This is a genomic window from Rhizobium sp. BK060 (genome assembly GCF_014193145.1).
Classification (GTDB): Bacteria; Pseudomonadota; Alphaproteobacteria; order Rhizobiales; family Rhizobiaceae; genus Rhizobium.
The window spans coordinates 67075-85468 of record NZ_JACHYW010000010.1 but is presented as its reverse complement, the minus strand read 5'-3'; the positions used below and the strand labels follow the sequence as shown (position 1 = coordinate 85468).

The window sequence follows — 18394 nt, the reverse complement described above, 5'->3', positions numbered from 1 at the left end:
TCATTGTAGCGATGGTTTCCAGTGTCATGTATCGCTTCGACTTGCCTCTGCGCTCCCGAGATTTCGTAAACGGCATTAAGTCTCGCCGTATCGGCAACGTTGACTTTGCGCTGAGTTCAAATGGCACATCTGAGAGCCCGGGCGATTGAGCCTGAAATCAAGCGGGCAATTATCCGAAATCTGAACCCTCTGGCCAGATCACGACGGTTTCGTTCGCGCTCGTGGCAACAATCTGGTTTCGTTGATTTTTTTTACCCTTCTTAAACCAGCGGAACTCCAACCTGAGTCACCGAATGAGGTGGTGCTTGTACTTCTCCGCCATGAAGACGGGGGCAGAGACGAGCCACATCCGGGTTGTGAAAGCGCGTTGAGAGGTGGAAATAATTTTAGCACGCATTCCCATACTCAGGTGCTGCGAAGGTGCCGCGACTTCGCCGTATTTGAACATACCCGCAACCTGGAATTGTTGACCGCGGCTCTCGCCGCCCTGCCCTGCTGAAGCCTGCTACTACAATTGCCGGCTGGACGTCGATCACGAGATCACTTCAGGGCACACGTTAACGACGTGAACTTCATTCTCCCAGCGTGCCGTACTCGACGCCTGGGACTGGGCCATGATGGCCGATCTCCGGAAAATGATTGTGAAGCAGTTGTCCCGCAGGCCGGAGGCCGCTCTGCCGGCTGTCCTGTTCTAACGAAGCGCGAATGGTGAGGGTTCTGGGTTTGGAAAATACGGTGATGCCATCAGGCGAGTCCCATTCTTCCGTAGCGAAATATATCCGCTCCATCGGGTGCCATTACGTCATCGTCGTTGTCGTGATGACAGTTCTAATCGGGGCAACCTTCCTGACAGTCAAGGTGGCTCTCGATCGCCACTCGCTGCAGCAGAACATCAGCTATATGATCGGACGCCAATTCATCCGATTCCAGCAGCTAACCACTCAGACGCGCGCCATCATGCGCGCTTCGGCCGAGCCGAATATGCCTGAGTACATCGTTAGACATATGGTCGAGGACGTTCAGAGGGCAATCGACGACATCCGCTCCATGAGCCTGGAGTTGAACGGACTAAATACGCAGGTCGAGGCTAACCTTCTCGAACGGCTCAATGGACGGGACCGCGAATCCGAGAAATTGCGGCTCGAGCTTGACGGGCGGCTGGAGGACTTCCTTCAGAGGGCCGAACGCGTCGTGTCCGCAAAACTGCAGGATCGGCGGGAACGTTACAGCTTCTGGGGACCAATCGACTTTGCAGTTTCGTCGGACAGCATGCTCATGCGCCAGTTCAGCGCCTTGATCGAAAGCGCGCATGACCGAAGCGATTTAAGCATCGATCACGCACGCTTTATCAGTGCCGTGCTGCTCAGCCTCACCGCCGCGACGCTCATCCTGGGGACCCTCATTCTCTTCATACCGCTGCTCGTCAAGCTACGCATCGAGCATCGCCGGACTCTCGACTTCGAGATCAAGCTGACGCATCTTGCTCAAACGGATACGTTGACCGGCCTCGGCAACCGATCTTCATTCAATGACGTGCTGGGCGGGCTGTTTGCTTCACTCGGGCAGACGGGCGCGGGCTTCTCAATGCTGCTGGTCGACCTTGACCACTTCAAGGCCACCAACGACAGTTTCGGCCATCCGGCCGGGGATGCGGTTCTGAGCCATGTCGCAACCGCGCTGCGGAAGACGTTCCGTGCCGGCGACTTCGTCGCACGGCTTGGCGGCGACGAATTTGCCGCGCTCCTTCCCGGAATTTCCGATGCGGCGAAGCTGGAGGACATTGCCGGGCGCACGGTTGCCGCCATTGCGGCGGAATGCAATTTCGAGGGCCGGCAGATATCGGTTTCGGCCAGTGTCGGCGGCGCCGTCGTGCCTGGCTATGCGTCTGACGAGGTGACCCTCATGCGCATCGCCGATCTGGCGCTCTATGCCGCCAAGGCCAAACGCAACACGGCCGTCATCTTCGATGAATCATCGTTCGCCCAGCGCCTGGAACAGAACCGGCTTGCAGCCGCCCTCGCCTTCGCCGCCGACCGCGACGAGTTCGTCGTCTACTACCAGCAGAAGGTCAATCTGCAGACCGGCGAACATCTCGGCTTCGAAGCGCTGGTGCGCTGGCGTCATCCCCAGCTCGGCATTCTGCCGCCCGGCCGCTTCCTGCCGCTCATGGAGGGCCATCTCATACAAAGCATGACGCGCTGCATCGTCGATATCGTCGCTGGTGATCTGAGAGCGTGGAAGACGGCGGGGCTGCATGTGGGGTCGATCGCCATCAATCTGCCGGAAGCCCTGCTGGTCAGCCGGGACGGCTATGACCTCATTGCGGCGGCGGTCAACGCCAACCGGCTCGACTGGCGCGATTTTGCCATCGAAGTCACCGAAGACGTTTTTCTCAATCGCGGTGCCGATCAGATCGCCGAGACCATCTCCCGCTTCCGGAAACAGGGAGTGTCGGTCTCGCTCGACGATTTCGGCACCGGCTTCGCATCTCTCGTGCATCTGCGCGATTTCCCCTTCGACGAACTCAAAATCGACCGCAGCTTCGTTGCCGAAATCGGCAAGGATGTTCGATCGGAACAGATCGTCAGGGCGATCATCGATCTCGCCCGCAACCTCGGCAAGCAATGCGTCGCGGAAGGCATCGAGAAAGAGGTCCAGCGCGACTTCCTTCTGCACGCGGGTTGTGACGTTGGCCAAGGTTATCTGTTTGGCAAGCCGGAACCGGCTCTCGTGGCGGTCGATCGATTGATTCGCCAGCCCGCGGCGCGCGGAATATCTGGCCGATCCCGCAAATTGCCGGTTCAAACGGTCTCCTGAACTGCACTGCACAATCATTGAGGAAAGAGGGATAGCGAATGAGACGGGCAATCATACAGGTGTGGCTTGTAACGGCCGTGACAGCAGCAGTTCCTGCGGCGCGTGCTTTCGCGGGAGACGGCATGGCGGTCGACGTCGTGCATTACTGGGTATCGAAAAGCGAGGCGGCGGCGCTCGACGTTTACCGCAACGCCTGGGCAGCGGCCGGCAACCAATGGGTTGACATGCCGGCGGAGAACAAGGTCGCCGTCCAGCGAGCTGTGAGCGACCGTATCGCCAACGGATATGCGCCAGCTGTGATGCAGTGGAATGCCAACGAGGGGTCGCGCGAACTGCCGGAAATGGGCATCGTGCAGGATATAGATGACGTCGCGAAGGCGGATCATTGGCAGGACGTGATTCCTGCCACGGTTCTCGACCGGATTTCCTTCAAGGGAAAGGTCTATTTCGCGCCGACCAATATCCATGCCGAAAACTGGCTCTGGACAAGCAAGGCGGCACTGGCAGACGCCGGCGTGAAGACACCGCAGTCCTGGGACGAGCTCTTCGACGCGGCTGACAAGATCAAGGCGACAGGACGTCTGCCGATTGCGCTCGGCGGCTCCCGATGGGAAGTGTCGCTCATTTTCAACGACATCATCTATCACAAGTTCGGGCCAGAGGGTTACGCCCGTCTCATGAGCGGCGATGCCGCCTTGGTGCAGGACCCGCGCATGATCGAAGCTTTGGAACTGTTGTTGCGCCTGTCCAACTATGTGGAGCCGATCGAGCAGCGCAAGGACAAGACATGGGCCGATGCCACGGCGGCGGTGGGCCAGGGCAAGGCCGGCATGCAGTTCATGGGCGACTGGGCCAAGGGCGAGCTTGTCGCGCGCGGCTACAGCGTCGACAAGGATTTCGATTGCAGCCTCGTTCCTGGCACGTCGATTGCCTATTTCATGGTAATCGATGCCTTTGCCTTTCCGCTGACCAATCGGGACGGCACGGCGGAAGCGCAGCAGGCTTTCGCCCGCATGGTCCTTGATCGCGACAATCAGGTTGCATTTAGCCGGATCAAGGGGTCGTTGCCGGTGCGCACCGATGTCGATCCGTCCGGGCTCGATCGTTGCGGCAAGTTGGGGTTGGAGATGATCAAGGCAAAGAAAGGCGAAGTCAGCGCCCAATCCCAGTCCATGCCGACCCAGATTTCGGAAGGCTGGATCGCCGTAGTGGGCGACTTCTTCAATAACAGGAACGTGTCTGCGCAAGAGGTCCAGATACGCCTGCATGATTTGCTGATGCAGCGATGAAGCCCGCGAAACGGTCGCTTGACCTCCGGGGCTGGTCTTACATCATTCGACATGCTTACACGCTCTTGGCCAAGCGCAATTCACATAGGAGTTTCGATTGTGCCGCCTGAGCAAATCGAGTATCCACCGGGGATAGGAGAGGCCAAATGTGGATTTGGGGCCTCCCATTGAATGATGGACTGACAGTGGTTCCGCGCGGTCTCGTCCTCGTGCAAACCGTTGGATTCACCACAACCTTTCGTATGAAAACTAACTGCTCTCGAATAATAGGATTCAACCTATGATTGTTGGTATTGCCGCACTCCTGCTTTTCCAACTCCTCGGCGAAACCGCCGCTTACTTGACGAGCGGCGTTGTGCCTGGACCGGTCATAGGTATGGCGATGATAGCGGTGTTTCTAAGCGCCACCCGTGGACGCGCTACAAGCCTGCAATCAAGTACGGTCGCTACCTCGAAGCTGATCCTGGCAAATCTAGGTCTGCTGTTTATTCCTGCAGGGGTCGGTATCGTCAAGCATCTTGACCTGGTCGCGGAACATGGTGTTGCGCTGCTAGCGGTCATCGTCTTGTCTACAACCGTGACCTTGTGCGTGACCGTTTGGTCCTTCATTTTGGTTAAACGACTTCAGGGCGGACGACGCGATGGCTAGCGGGCTATGGGTTTACCTGGCGACGTCCCCTCTCTTGTGGCTCTCCTCAACGCTTGTGATGTGGACGGTTGCCGTCCGGTTGGCGAGCGTTCAGCCCAACAACCCTGTTCTCAATCCTGCATTTGTATCCATCACGGCCATCGCCGCGGCATTGTATTTCACCGGAATTGACTACGACAGGTACTTCGCCGGAGCACAGTTCATCCATTTCCTACTAGGCCCTGCCACTGTGGCTTTGGGAATTCCCCTGTTCGAGAAGCTTTCGCTCGTCAAAGAGAACCTTCTGCCGCTGGTAATATCTCTTGTCATCGGTAGCGTGACAGCCATCGGATCAACAATTTTCCTCGGCAGGCTCTTTGGCTTCCCTCACCAGCTACTTGCTTCTGTCGCACCTAAATCGGCGACAACCGCAGTGGCTATGGCTATCGCCGACAGCCTTCATGGCGACCCGGCATTGACAGCGGCTGTGGTGATCGCGACTGGGATCTGCGGCGCCATCATCGTAACACCACTCATGAATGCTATGAGAATCCGTGACTACAGCGCTCGCGGCTTTGCGGTAGGCCTCGCGTCTCATGGTATCGGGACGGCGAGAGCATATTCGGTAGATCCTATTGCTGGTCTGTTCTCGGGGCTCGCAATGGGTCTTAACGCTGTCGTCACATCGATAGTTGTACGCTTGTTTTTCTAGAAACGGTTCTGAGCACCCGCGCTGTCAACCCGCCCACACAGCGCAATTCGACCTGTTGTCACCTGTTCGAGTCCTCTGTCGAGACCAGTTCGAAGAAATCCTCGTACGCATCGCTGAAGACCAGAACATGCTGGTATTCCACGGAGATCCGTTGAAGACCGCTGTCTGTCGGCGCAACGGCCACAACCCGACCATATTGGTGGGCCAGGTCGGAGCGGGCCGACAGCAACGGCGAGTTATCGGCCAACCTAAGGACATCTTCGAGATGGAATATCTTCGGCATGAAACCTCCTCAGTTTCAAACCACTCCTCCAATGCAGAACCTGCAAATAGGCGTTTTGTTTCCCAGAGAAATGGCCCTCGTCCGACAACCTCCGGAAACGTCTCTTCAAGAGTCTGCGGCCGAGAGGTGAAACATATTCGGCGCACCTAAGTTCCTGCATACGCAACCTCAAACATCAGGAGGGACAGGTAGCTGCTGAAGACGACGTAGAAATGCTTGTCGGCATGTCGATGCTACATCAAGCTCGCGAAGCTGCGCCGAGCTACGGAGGTGATGGGCGGATGTGGCAGAGGCCCTACGCACTGGCCCGTCCTGGCGCAGCCTCCTCAGTTGCCTCGGCGTGGTTTAATTCCCTACCCGGCGTCATTGATCACTGGGAGCGGTAATACGCCGAAACGATCAATCTCAAGAACACGAACCCTGGTCCTGTCGTAGACATGATCAATCAGGTTGTAGAAGGCGATCTGGGACCTGATGGGTCGCTGTTGATCAAGTTGGATCCGTTCGAGGGGCTTTGTCTCCGAGTGGCCAGCTTCCCTCCAACTATATGAGAAGTTAACAGTCTAAAATGAAACAAGATAACCCGCTCTCAGAGAGGATCGCCGAGACCTTCGCGCAGTTAGACAATGTTTTGGCGGTAGCACTCGGAGGATCCACCGCCACAGGGTATGGCGACAGAGAGTCAGACATCGACATTTATGTATATGCGAACGGAGGCGTAGACCTGGAATTTCGGGCTGAGCTCGCGGCGAAGCATGACAGGTTCGCAGAAATCGGGAACACCGCGTTCGAGGACGGAGACGAATGGATCCACTCCGGTAGCGGAACTCATGTCGACGTCATGTTCCGAGACCCGCGATGGCTTGAGGATGAGGTAGCGAGAACCTTGAAGGAATGCGCCGCGCGGACTGGCTACTCAACTTGCATCTGCCACAATGTATCGACGTCAATAGTTCTGTTTGATCGTGACGCCTGGTACGAGCAGATCAAGCTGTTGACGGATTCGCCCTACCCGGCCGCTTTGAGGAGCGCGATAATTGACAAGAATTACCCCTTGCTTCGCCAAAAACTTGGATCGTTCAAGCATCAGATTGTATTGGCGGCGTCGCGAGCAGATCGGGTTTCGGTGAACCATAGATCGGCGGCTTTCCTATCCAGCTATTTCGATGTGCTGTTCGCCTTGAACCATGTCTATCACCCTGGAGAAAAAAGGCTTTTACAAATCGCGTCGCATTTGGACGTCCGGCCTTCAGATTTGATCGAATCCGTTGAGAGCTTGCTCTCTACCGAACCGACGAACGTGGCGGCACTGGCTTTTTCAGTTGACGTACTCTGCGACGGTCTGGATACCTGTCTGCGCTCGGCCGCTCTTTGACGGCAGTCTTTGAACGTTTCACGATGTCTCCGTGCTCCAGGTCCGGAAAGCTGCTAGTCACCTGGAACAAAAATAAGCATCATTTTGTTAGGCTTCTGTCATATGAGCAGGAGTTTGATTGTTGGTTGGCAGGCAAGCGGATCTCGTCGTTCTGAGCGACGAGGATAGAAGTTTCCTCGAATCTCAGGTGCGTCGGCATAAAGCGCCCCGCTCGCTGTCGGATTCTGCTGTGCGCCCAGGGTCTGCAGAGCAAGGATGTGGCTGAGCGGCTTGGGGTCCACGAGCACCCGGTTGGCAAGTGGCGCCGCCGGTTCGTACAGTATGGTATTGACGGGCTGACTGACGAATACCGGGCAGGTCGGCCACGAACTGGCTCTGATGCTCAGGTTGCCGAGGTCGTCGAGCGTACATTGAACACTACTCCGAAGGATGCCACGCACTGGTCCATCCGTTCGATGGCTGCCGACAGCGGGCTGTCGCACACCACCATTCGTCGGATATGGACGGCGTTTGGTCTCCAGCCGCACCGCGCCGAGACATTCAAGCTGTCTTCCGATCCACTCTTCGTCGACAAGGTGCAAGACATCGTCGGCCTTTACATGTCGCCGCCGGACCGGGCGGTCGTGCTTTGCGTGGATGAGAAATCGCAAATCCAGGCCCTGGATCGCGAGCAGTCTGTTCTGCCCATGGCGCCGGGCGTCGCCGAACGGCGTACCCATACCTATGTCCGCAACGGCACGACATCGCTGTTCGCCGCGCTCGACATTGCCACTGGTGCGGTGATCGGGCAGTGTTACAAGCGTCACCGGGCCACTGAATTCCTCGACTTCCTGAAGCGGATTGATGCCGAAATGCCTATGGGGCCGGATGTGCATCTGGCGATGGACAATTATGCCACCACAAGACGCCAAGGATCAAGGCTTGGCTCGCTCGCCGTCTACATTGGCATGTTCACTTCACACCAACTTCGGCATCTTGGATCAATCAGGTCGAGCGGTGGTTTGCAGAGCTGACGCGAAAGCAGTTGCGACGCGGCGTCCATCGTTCCAACGCGGAACTGGAAGCCGACATCAACGCCTTCATCAAAGCCCACAACGATAACCCAGCGCCATACAGGTGAATCAAATCCGCCGACCAAATCCTCGCCTCGGTCAAGCGTTTCTGCCAGAAGACAATGAGGCGAACTTCAGACTCAGGTGACTAGCCCATAAGCTCAGAAGCGAACGAACCGGGCGACGCGGGAAAAACGACCGTCTTGTTTCCATTGATGAACACGCGCCCGTGGATGTGGGCGTGGATCGCGCGTGCCAGAACCTGGCTCTCGACGTCGCGGCCGAGGCTGACATAGTCTTCGCCGCTCTGGGCATGCGTGACACGCACGATATCCTGTTCGATGATAGGACCCTCGTCGAGGTCGGCGGTGACATAATGCGAGGTTGCGCCGATCAGCTTGACGCCGCGCTCAAATGCCTGCTTGTAAGGATTCGCGCCCTTGAAGCTCGGCAGGAAGGAATGGTGGATATTGATTATCCGCCCTGACATCTTCCGGCACATCTCGTCCGAGAGGACCTGCATGTAACGGGCCAGCACGATCAGCTCTGCACCTGAATCCTCGACGATTTTCGTTTGCTTCGCTTCGGCTTCCGGTTTGTTGTCCTTGGTGACATTGATGCAGTGGAACGGGATGTCATGGTTCATCACGACCCGCTGGTAGTCCATGTGGTTAGATATCACGCTGACGATATCGATCGGCAGTGCGCCGATCCGCCAGCGGTACAGAAGATCGTTCAGGCAGTGGCCGAAGCGGCTCACCATCAGGATAACCTTCTTCTTTTTCGTCTCGTCGAAGAACTCGGCATTTGCTTCGAACTTGTCAGCGATCGGCTTGAAGCCTTCGCGGAGCTGCTCGAGTGTGTGACCCTCCTCCGGCTGGAAGCTGATGCGCATGAAGTATCGGCCTGTGTCATCGTCGTCGAATTGCGCACTGTCGGAAATGTTGCAGCCGTTCGCCGAAAGGTACGTGGCGATCGCCGCTGTCACGCCGCGGATCGAAGGGCAGGCAACGCGCAATGCGTAGCGAGGATACGTAGCGGTCATTTTCGGAGGTCCTTTGTCGATATCAGGCCGCGATGGCCAAGTTATGCTGTCCGCGGAAGGCGGTCAGCGTGTTCGAAAGCAGGCATGCGATAGTCATCGGACCGACGCCGCCCGGCACCGGAGTGATTGCGCGGGCATGACCCGCCTCGCCGAACGCGACGTCGCCGACAATCTTCGATTTGCCACCATCCTGTATCCGGTTGATTCCGACATCGATGACGACAGCACCGGGCTTAATCCAATCACCGCGAACGAGACCCGGACGGCCCGCCGCAACAACGAGGATGTCTGCAGCACGGCAAAGCTCCGCGGTGTCCCTCGTCTGCGAATGGACGACCGTCACCGTGCAGTGGGCGTTCATGAGCATCTGCGCCATCGGCTTGCCGACGATGTTCGACTTCCCGACGACTACCGCGTGCAGGCCCGATAGATTCTCACCGAGAGTATCCTTGAGGAGCATCATACATCCGAGAGGCGTGCACGGAACGAGCACGGGGTTTCCAGTGAATAGGCGGCCGGCGTTCGACACATGAAAGCCGTCGACATCCTTGTCCTGGTGGATCGCCTGGATCACTGCATTCGGATCCAGATGGACAGGAAGCGGCAACTGAACAAGGATTCCATGTACTTCCGGAGCGACGTTGAGACGGTGGACCAAGCCCAGTAACTCATTTTGGCTTGTCTCTGCAGGCAGCTGATGTACGAAAGACTTCATGCCTGCTGCCACCGTCTGGCGATGCTTGGAGGCGACGTAAACAGAGCTTGCCGGATCATCACCAACAAGCACGACGGCAAGACCAGGAACAACACCCGTTTGTGCTTTAAGGATTTCGACATCCTTTTTGATACGCTCAAGCAGCCCGGCCGCGAACTGCTTACCATCGATGCTGGCGGCGCGTGCAAATCTATCCATGCTCATCGGGATGCGTCTCCATTGGATCAAAGCTTTGTTCGGCAAGCTGTGTCTACGAAGAGAGAAGCCGCGCGTTCCATTTGGCCGCGGCGTGATCTACGTCTGGCTCATACAGCTATCAGTGTCCGTAGACCGGGAACCTACTCGTCAGCTCAGCGATCTTCGCCTTGGCGCTCTCGAAGATTTCGTCGGTCTTGTCCTGAGTCTCCGCATCGATAAGGTCGGCGATCACTGTCCCGAGAACGCGGAACTCCTGTTCCTTGAGGCCACGTGTCGTCGCAGCGGAAGAACCGAGGCGCATGCCGACCCATTCCGGCGGACGCGGCGAGTCGCCAGGGATCGGGTTCTTGTTCGACGTGATGTTCGCCCGAGCGAGCAGATCTTCGGCCTGCTTGCCGAGAAGTCCCTTGCTGGAGAGGTCCAGCAGCACGATATGCGTGTCTGTGCCGCCGGAAACGATACGGACGCCGCGGTCGGCAAGCGTTTCGGCGAGCGCTTTTGCATTGGCAACAACTTGCCGCGCATAGATCTTGAAGTCGTCGCGAAGGGCTTCGCCGAGGCATATTGCCTTGGCGGCCAGAACGTTGCTGTGCAGCGAGCCCTGGACCCCGGGGAAAACGGCCGCCTGCAGCTTTTTGTACCATTCCTCATTGTTGGTGAGGATGAGGCCACCGCGAGGGCCACGAAGGGTCTTCGTTGTCGTGCAGGTCACGATATCGGCGTGCGGGAATGGCGACGGATGAACACCGCCAGCGACGAGGCCTGCGATGTGCGCCATATCGACCAAGAAATATGCGCCGACTTTCTTCGCGATCTTCGACATCCGCTCGAAATCGAGCTCCCGAGGATATGCGGACCCGCCGGCGATCAGGAGTCTCGGGCGGACCACATCCGCTATCCTTTCCATTTCGTCGAAATCGATGACTTCGTTTTGGGGATTGACTCCATAGTTGTGGGCTTCGAACCATCTGCCGGAGAGGTTTGCTTTCATGCCGTGGGACAGGTGGCCGCCTGCTGCCAGATCGAGTGAAAGGACCTTTTCGCCTGGCTTGAGCAGAAGAAAGAAGACAGCTAGGTTAGCCTGAGTCCCCGAGTGAGGCTGCACATTGGCGTAGCCGCATTTGAATAGCTCCTTGGCGCGATCAATTGCAGCCTGCTCGGCAATATCGACAAACTGCCCTCCCCCGTGAAAACGGTTGCCCGGATATCCCTCAAGAGTCTTGTTGGCGATCTCATGGCCCATCGCGTCGAGGACCGCCCGGCTAATGATGTTTTCCGACGCGATGAGTTCGATCTGATTTTGCTGACGCGACCGTTCCGCCTCCAATGCGTCGGCTATCAGAGGATCGGTGTCGCGAACCGTCGTCGTGAAATGCGCGGCCGGGGCGTTTGTCATTGGGCTCTCCGTTTCTCATGTGATGACGGGGAGCCTAGTAGTTGTAAAACACCAGAAAAAGTTAATAATATTTCCTTATACGTTCAGAGATACTAATGAATGATCAGCGAGGCAATATGGACATCGGACGCTTGAGGGCTTTGCGCGAACTTTCCATCAGAAAGACGATGGCCGCGGTTGCAGAAGCACTCCACGTCTCTCCTTCCGCCGTGTCGCAACAAATATCGTTGCTCGAAGATGAGGTGGGTATCCGACTTGTGGAGCGACGCGGCCGGGGCGTCGTGATGACTCCCGCTGGTTATCAACTGGTTCAGAGGGCGGAGCGGATCCTTATCGAGGTTGAAGCCGCAAAAGCCGATATAGCTGAACTTAAGAGCGTTGTATCCGGCGAACTTCGGGTAGCGGCGTTTCCCTCGGTGGCAGCAGCAGTCATCCCGGAGGTCGTTTTCGACCTTGCTCAACGCTACCCACATCTTACAATCCAATTCGACGAAATGGAACCAGCCGAAAGCGTGGCAGCGCTAAGGAGCTGGCAGACGGATGTCGCGATCATCGACGACCTAAATATGCCGCCTGGAGCTCTCGATCCAAATTTCGAAACGATCTTCCTGATGGAGGACGTTTTCAATGTTATGGTCCCTAACGAACACAGGCTTTCGGGTCAGCCGACTGTCAGCCTCGGAGAGCTGAGGGACGAGAGATGGGCTATCGATACTGCCTCCGATACTTATACCAAAATGCTCGTCGAAGCCTGCCAGGATGTCGGTTTCAAGCCGAACATCGTCTCCCGTTGCAAAGGGTTTGAAGTAACGGTCGCGCTTATTCGGAAGGGCTACGGGATCTCGATCGTCCCAGGCCTGAGAGCGAGCAATGATCTGGACGACGTCTGGGTTTGTCGCGTAGTGCCAGAGATCAGGCGGCGAATCTTTATCGCCTTCCGGCGCGAGGAGAAGCGCAGCCCTGCCCTGCAGGCCTTTCTTGCGCGTATGGCCGAGAAGCCGCCACTCTCATAGGCAACTTCCGCAAATTCCAGAACGATCAGATTTGCTAATGTATCCCACAAGGAGAATTAAGTAGATTTGAATGGACGCGCTTTCTATGGTCTTTATGCCAATGGTGGGCTGGGAGCGAAGATAGCACGCGGACCGTGGCTCGCAGTGGGGACGGCGCATTCAGAACGGCGACAACGCCGCTGCGTCCAACCGTGACTTTCGATGAGGGCCAGCGCTCATTACTTGGCGTCACCGTCGCTATCGCGTCCGAAAGGGGAACCTTGATGAATCTACTGAAAATCTTTACCGCGGGCGTCTTTGCAGGCGTTGCGTTCACAGCGACACATACGTCCGCTTCCGTACTTGACACCGTCAAGCAGCGTGGCGTGCTCAACTGCGGCACTGACAACACCGCTCCTGGCTTCGGCTACCTGAATACGACCTCGGGTAAGATGGAAGGGCTCGACGTCGACTTCTGCAAAGCGGTTGCCGCCGGCGTTCTCGGCGACGCCTCGAAGGTCAAGTTCATCACGGTGACCGACAAGAGCCGCTTTGACGCAGTCCTTACCGGCCAGGTCGATGTAGTCTTCGCCCACACCACGATCAAACCGGCGCGCGAATCGTCAATCGCGATCGATTTCCTGCCGATCAACTTCTACGACGGTACCGGCCTCATGGTGAAAACCGATGCCGGGATCAAGGAATTCGCAGATCTCGATGGTGCAACAATCTGCACCACCCAGGGATCCGCCACCGAGACCGTTCTGGCTGCTGCATTCAAGGCGCGTGGTTGGAAGGACTCCAAGGTCCTGACCTATGAAAATCTCGAGAAGCTTTTCTCCGCCCTCAACCCGGGTCGTTGCAATGCGATGAGCACCGACAAATCAGCCCTTGCCGCCTGGGCGGGGAATGCACCGAAGCCCGCCGACTATCTGATCCTCCCGGATACGCTGGACAAGTCGCCGTTCGGTGGCTTCGTGGCTGCCAACGACTCCAAGTGGCGCAACGCGCTGCGCTGGATCGAATACGGTCTCTTCCAGGCCGAGGAGTCCGAGATCACCCAGGCCAATCTGGCCGAAAAGCTGAAGAGCGAAGATCCGTTCATTCAGAAGTTCCTTGGCGTCGGCGGCGGCTACGGCAAGGACTTCGGCATTTCCGACGATTTCATTGCTCAGGCGATCAAGGCCGTCGGTAACTATGGCGACATCTACGACCGCAACCTTGGTCCCAAGACCAAGATGTATCTCGATCGCAAGGGCACGCCGAACGCCTTGTGGACGCAGGGTGGAGCAATCTACTCCCCGCTCTGGAACTGATGCATGCCGAGGGTCGGGGCAACCTCTCCGACCCACCGGTTACGGGAGCTGAAAATGACAATCCAAGACTCGCGTGCGGTGCACAGCATGGTAGACCATGATGCCCTGAAGTCGCGGCGCCTGCGCAACCGCATCCGACACGAGGCCATTCAGTTCGGTATCATCGCCGTCTTCGTAACGCTCCTCGGACTTCTGGCCTATGCGGTTCGGTCAGGTCTTGCCGAAAAGGGAATTCGCTTCAGCTTCTCGTTCCTCGCCAACACCGCAGGTTTCGACATCAGCGAAGGCTGGACGCTGACCTCAGGTGAGAACACCCTTCCTGACTTCAAGCTCTTTTCGCCTGACATGACGGTCGCCTCGGCGTTCGCCACCGGCATCTTCAACACCGCTAAGGTCGCCATCCTCGCAATTTTCCTTAGCACCGTTCTCGGCACGATGCTCGGCGTGGGCCGCCTCTCCACCAACTGGGTTGTGCGGAACCTTTGTTTTTGGCTCGTGGAGTTCGTGCGCAACACGCCCCTGCTGATCCAGCTTGTGTTCTGGTACTTCGCCGTCGTTCTCCGCTTTCCCCCTATGGCTTCGGCCGCACACTTCTACGGCTTGATTGTGAGTCAGCAGGGCGTCTATGTCCCTGCTCTTTCGTGGGCGGGCAGCGACTCCACGGGTTCATTGGCGCTCGTAACGCTCACCCTGGTTTCCGTACTCGGAGCCATCTTCGACCCCATCAAGGGCATGCGTCGCGCTTGTGTCGCTGCAGCCGTCGTATTCCTCGTCTTCCTCTTCGTGACGGGTGGCATGGCGGTGAACTTTCCTATCGCCAACAAGTTCAGGGCCAGCGGCGGAACCAGCATCAGCCCCGAAATGGCGGCGCTCCTGGTTGCGATTGTCGTGAACAGCGCTTCGTTCATCGCGGAAACCGTCCGCGGTGCGATCGACGCCCTTCCGAAGTCGCAGTGGGAAGCCGCAGCCTCGCTAGGCTTGAGCCGCCGCTACACCATCAACGACATCGTACTTCCCCAAGTTTTCCGGGTCGTCCTGCCGTCTTTCGGCAATCAGTATATCAGCCTGACTAAGAACACGGCGCTAGGCATCGCTGTTGGCTATCCCGATCTTTTCAACATCTACGGAACGATCGCCAACCAGACGGGTCATAGCCTCGAGGGCATCATCATCGTGATGCTGTCATATCTAATCCTCAGCTGGATCATCAGCACCATCGTCTCCTGGACCAGTCGACGTCTGAATCCAATGGGAGTTTCACCATGATCACCACCTCGATCAAATGGGCGCGTCATAACCTCTTCGCCGATCCGTTAGACGTCGTCCTGTCGCTCCTTGTCATCCCCGGGTTCCTCTGGCTCGCCTACTCCGTTGCGGACTGGGCGTTCGCATCGGCTAACTGGGACATCATCGTGCAGAGCCTTCGCGTCCTTATGATCGGCGTGTTTCCTGCGGACCAGGCCTGGCGCGCATGGGCCGCATCGTCAATCATCGGGGCAATTCTCGGCGCAGGGCTCGGTTGCGTCTTTTTCTTCAGACCACACCACGGTTTCGTCCTGCTGCTGGTGCCCACGCTGCTTCTGATCATAGACGGCGGCATCGGAAATGCCCTGCCCGCGACCGGGATCGTCGGAGCGACCGTTCTCAGTTGGATCCTCACATCGTATGTACCCCTGTCCAGGAAAGCACTTCCCGCAGTAGCGTTTACGGGCTCCATCGTCATCGTAGCCATCATGGCGCCTCCCGGGGTCGGCTTATGGGGCGGTCTGCTGCTAAGTGTTCTCCTGACGCTTGTGACATCAGTTCTCTCGCTGCCGATCGGCATTCTGCTCGCCTTCGGCAGACAGAGCCGCCTGTCGAGTCTCCGGGTTATATGCACCTGGTACATCGAAGTGATGCGTTCGGTGCCTCTCATCCTCGTCGTCTACTGGATCTGGATTCTCATGCCCGTGCTAGTGCCACAATGGGGCTTGGCGGACGTAGGACGGGGCATGATCGGCTTCACGCTCTTCTATGCCGCTTACGTGGCTGAATACGTTCGAAGTGGCCTTCAGGCAGTCCCTCGCGCCCAGACGGAAGCTGCGCGCTCGCTCGGCATGAGCGAGTTCGACATCAATCGCTCGATCGTTCTGCCTCAAGCGCTGCGTGTTGTCGTCGCCCCTCTCGTCGGTAACGTCCTAGACATCTTCAACTGCGCACCTCTAGTGTTCATCATCGGCCTGACTGACTTCCTGCGTGCCGGGCAAATGATCCTCGCGAACCCGCAATACGGGGACCGAACGTTCGAAGTCCTTTCATTTCTCCTCGTAACCTATTTTCTGATCGGCTCGATGATCACCTATGCGGCGCGCAAGCTCGAGGACCACATGGCGACGGGTAGTCGCTGAGCCGATGAAAAATGGAGACACCAGATGGACGCTATCGTCGAAATGAAGGGCATGAACAAGTTCTACGGTGCTCACCATGTGCTGAAGGACATCGATTTGGCGGTTACCCGCGGAGAAGTCATGGTTATCCTCGGTGCCAGCGGTTCTGGTAAGTCGACCCTGATCCGTTGCGTGAACGGCCTCGAAATGTTCCAGCATGGAAGCCTGGTCGTGGATGGTTTCGAGATGCCCGTGGAAGCGGATCGGAAGCTTGGCGGCGAGCGCGAGCTGGCCGCGATTCGCAAGGGCGTCGGCATGGTATTCCAGCAGTTCGGGCTTTTCCCGCATAAGACGGTGCTGGAGAACATTACCATCGCCCCTATGCGGGTTCGCAAGAAAAGCCGCGAGGAAGCGGAGGCGACAGCGATTAAGCTTCTCGACCGCGTCGGCCTGAGATCGCAGGCTCACAAATACCCTGCCCAACTATCTGGCGGCCAGCAGCAGCGCGTGGCAATCGCCCGGTCCTTGGCAATGGAACCGCACCTCATGCTATTCGATGAGCCGACCAGCGCCCTTGATCCCGAAATGGTGGGCGAAGTCCTCGATGTAATGCGCGAGCTTGCGGCCTCCGGCATGACCATGATGGTCGTGACGCACGAGATGGGCTTTGCGAGGGAAGTAGCCGACCGCGTCGTCTACATCGACCAGGGATCGATTCTTGAGATCGGCAAGCCTGACGCGTTTTTCAACGATCCTAAGAACGACCGAGCGCGCTCCTTCTTAGCGCGGGTGCTGAAGCACTGATCGCAGAGACATCGGTCCCACTACGGAAGCAAATAAGATGCAAATGAACGCGACACTGCCTGCCGAACCTGTCCTCGACGACGTGCTAGCCGCCCGTCCAACACTTTGGCTCAATCCGCAATATCGTCCGAAAGCGATCGAGTCCGCGCAATTGCCGATCGGACCTGCGGACGTCCAGCGCGCCCGGGTAAACTGGCAGCGCCTCGCGCCGCTCCTCGCCACCTGCTTCCCCGAACTACGGGCCACACACGGCGAAATCCGTTCCGAGTTGGTCGAGCTCCAGCAACTCCGCGACGCACTTGGTTATCGCGGTCGGGAATTCGGGAACGTTTTCATCAAGGCTGACAGCCACCTTCCCGTTGCGGGCTCGGTCAAAGCCCGCGGAGGCGTGTACGAGGTGTTCCTGTTCGCGGAAGGTCTGGCGCGGGACAACGGACTTCTCGCCGAAGGCGAAGACATCCGGAAGCTGGCTTCCGAAGAAGCCCGGGCGTTCTTTTCGAGATACACGGTCGCGGTCGGCAGCACGGGCAATCTGGGCCTTAGCGTCGGCATCGCCTCGCGCTCCCTCGGCTTCAAGTCCACCGTCCACATGTCCTCAGATGCGAAGCCGTGGAAGGTCGAGCGTCTTCGCAAGCTTGGTGTCGAGGTTGTGCAGCATGAAGCAGACTACACGACTGCCGTGGAGAACGCCCGAGAGGTCGCCGATGCCGATCCAACGATCTACTTCGTGGATGACGAGCAGTCCCGGCACCTCTTCCTGGGTTACAGCGCGGCAGCTTCCGAGCTGGCGGCGCAGCTTAATGAGCGCGGAATCATCGTTGATGGCAAGAGGCCGCTGTTCCTCTATCTGCCCTGCGGCATCGGTGGCGCACCCGGTGGCGTAGCCTTCGGAGCCAAGGCGATTTTCGGTGACAACGTGCATGCATTCTTCGTAGAGCCTGTCCAATCGCCGTGCGCGCTGGTCCACATGATGTCCGGCTCGCAGAAACTGGTCTCGGTCTACGATGTCGGCCTCACAAACAAGACGGAAGCGGACGGCATGGCTGTTGCGCGCATGTCCGCCTTTGTTGCGACCGTTATGCGGGAGATGCTGGCCGGTGTTTTCACCGTGGCGGACGACGACCTTTTCAAGCTCCTGCGCATGGCTTGGACTGCGCAGCACCAGAAACTTGAACCGTCCGCGGCCGCCGCGCTGCTCGGTCCGGAGTTTCTTGTTCATCACCCGGAGGGTAAACGTTTTCAGAGCGAACAGCACATTACCGATAAAATGAACCGCGCGACACACGTTCTTTGGACCACAGGGGGGTCCTTCGTTCCGGAGGAACAGTTCAAAGCTTTTCTTCGCCAAGCGGAGATTTTGAAGGCGAAGTAGCCTCAAAGGGAATGCGTATTCCCCACTACCGGGA

Annotated in this window: 15 protein-coding genes and 1 pseudogene; 12 read left to right on the top strand and 4 right to left on the bottom strand. The window is 57.7% G+C overall.

The annotated features are described in order from the left end of the window. Nucleotides 1-738: 738 nt before the first annotated feature. From FHT71_RS13100 to FHT71_RS13085, 4 genes are all read left to right on the top strand, one after another. Nucleotides 739-2817 (top strand): EAL domain-containing protein, encoded by a 2079-nt coding sequence (locus FHT71_RS13100; protein WP_246717994.1) that lies wholly within the window; start codon nucleotides 739-741, stop codon nucleotides 2815-2817. 38 nt (nucleotides 2818-2855) lie between these two features. After that, nucleotides 2856-4106 (top strand): ABC transporter substrate-binding protein, encoded by a 1251-nt coding sequence (locus FHT71_RS13095; protein WP_183719997.1) that lies wholly within the window; start codon nucleotides 2856-2858, stop codon nucleotides 4104-4106. Nucleotides 4107-4386: 280 nt separating this feature from the next. Continuing rightward, nucleotides 4387-4755, top strand: a complete 369-nt coding sequence (locus FHT71_RS13090; RefSeq protein WP_183719994.1) for a CidA/LrgA family protein — start codon at nucleotides 4387-4389, stop codon at nucleotides 4753-4755. Then, nucleotides 4748-5446, top strand: a complete 699-nt coding sequence (locus FHT71_RS13085; RefSeq protein ID WP_183719991.1) for an LrgB family protein — start codon at nucleotides 4748-4750, stop codon at nucleotides 5444-5446. Before FHT71_RS13090 ends, FHT71_RS13085 begins: the two co-directional genes overlap by 8 nt. A 58-nt stretch (nucleotides 5447-5504) precedes the next feature. On the opposite strand, the gene FHT71_RS13080 is transcribed toward FHT71_RS13085, so the two are convergent. Beyond that, the gene (locus FHT71_RS13080) at nucleotides 5505-5729 is read right to left on the bottom strand and encodes a hypothetical protein (protein ID WP_183719988.1); all 225 of its coding nucleotides are present in this window, start codon (nucleotides 5727-5729) and stop codon (nucleotides 5505-5507) included. 568 nt (nucleotides 5730-6297) lie between these two features. On the opposite strand from FHT71_RS13080, the gene FHT71_RS13075 reads away from it, so the two are divergent. Both FHT71_RS13075 and FHT71_RS13070 read left to right on the top strand, forming a co-directional pair. Then, a complete protein-coding gene (locus FHT71_RS13075) occupies nucleotides 6298-7104 on the top strand; it encodes a nucleotidyltransferase domain-containing protein (RefSeq protein ID WP_183719986.1) in 807 nt (268 codons plus the stop codon). A gap of 118 nt (nucleotides 7105-7222) precedes the next feature. Beyond that, nucleotides 7223-8224, top strand: a pseudogene (locus FHT71_RS13070) (IS630 family transposase). 80 nt (nucleotides 8225-8304) lie between these two features. Here FHT71_RS13070 and purU read toward each other — a convergent pair. The 3 genes from purU to glyA all read right to left on the bottom strand — a co-directional run bounded on the left by purU (nucleotide 8305) and on the right by glyA (nucleotide 11510). Further along, nucleotides 8305-9201, bottom strand: coding sequence for a formyltetrahydrofolate deformylase (purU, locus tag FHT71_RS13065; RefSeq protein ID WP_183719983.1), 897 nt, complete (start codon nucleotides 9199-9201; stop codon nucleotides 8305-8307). Between the two features lie 22 nt (nucleotides 9202-9223). Next, nucleotides 9224-10120: a bifunctional methylenetetrahydrofolate dehydrogenase/methenyltetrahydrofolate cyclohydrolase FolD gene (gene folD, locus FHT71_RS13060; protein WP_183719980.1), complete on the bottom strand. Its 897-nt coding sequence runs from the start codon at nucleotides 10118-10120 to the stop codon at nucleotides 9224-9226. Nucleotides 10121-10232: 112 nt separating this feature from the next. Continuing rightward, a complete protein-coding gene (gene glyA, locus FHT71_RS13055) occupies nucleotides 10233-11510 on the bottom strand; it encodes a serine hydroxymethyltransferase (RefSeq protein WP_183719977.1) in 1278 nt (425 codons plus the stop codon). A 116-nt stretch (nucleotides 11511-11626) separates the two neighbouring features. On the opposite strand from glyA, the gene FHT71_RS13050 reads away from it, so the two are divergent. From FHT71_RS13050 to FHT71_RS13025, 6 genes are all read left to right on the top strand, one after another. Then, a complete protein-coding gene (locus FHT71_RS13050; RefSeq protein ID WP_183720358.1) occupies nucleotides 11627-12523 on the top strand; it encodes a LysR family transcriptional regulator in 897 nt (298 codons plus the stop codon). 263 nt (nucleotides 12524-12786) lie between these two features. Then, nucleotides 12787-13818 (top strand): transporter substrate-binding domain-containing protein, encoded by a 1032-nt coding sequence (locus tag FHT71_RS13045; RefSeq protein ID WP_183719974.1) that lies wholly within the window; start codon nucleotides 12787-12789, stop codon nucleotides 13816-13818. 54 nt (nucleotides 13819-13872) lie between these two features. Continuing rightward, nucleotides 13873-15084: an ABC transporter permease subunit gene (locus tag FHT71_RS13040; RefSeq protein ID WP_183719971.1), complete on the top strand. Its 1212-nt coding sequence runs from the start codon at nucleotides 13873-13875 to the stop codon at nucleotides 15082-15084. Beyond that, complete coding sequence (locus FHT71_RS13035; RefSeq protein WP_183719968.1) at nucleotides 15081-16205, top strand: amino acid ABC transporter permease; 1125 nt, start codon at nucleotides 15081-15083, stop codon at nucleotides 16203-16205. Before FHT71_RS13040 ends, FHT71_RS13035 begins: the two co-directional genes overlap by 4 nt. Before the next feature lie 24 nt (nucleotides 16206-16229). Next, nucleotides 16230-16988, top strand: a complete 759-nt coding sequence (locus FHT71_RS13030; RefSeq protein ID WP_210294160.1) for an amino acid ABC transporter ATP-binding protein — start codon at nucleotides 16230-16232, stop codon at nucleotides 16986-16988. Nucleotides 16989-17031: 43 nt separating this feature from the next. Further along, a complete protein-coding gene (locus FHT71_RS13025; RefSeq protein ID WP_183719965.1) occupies nucleotides 17032-18360 on the top strand; it encodes a D-serine ammonia-lyase in 1329 nt (442 codons plus the stop codon). The last annotated feature ends 34 nt before the right edge of the window (nucleotides 18361-18394 follow it).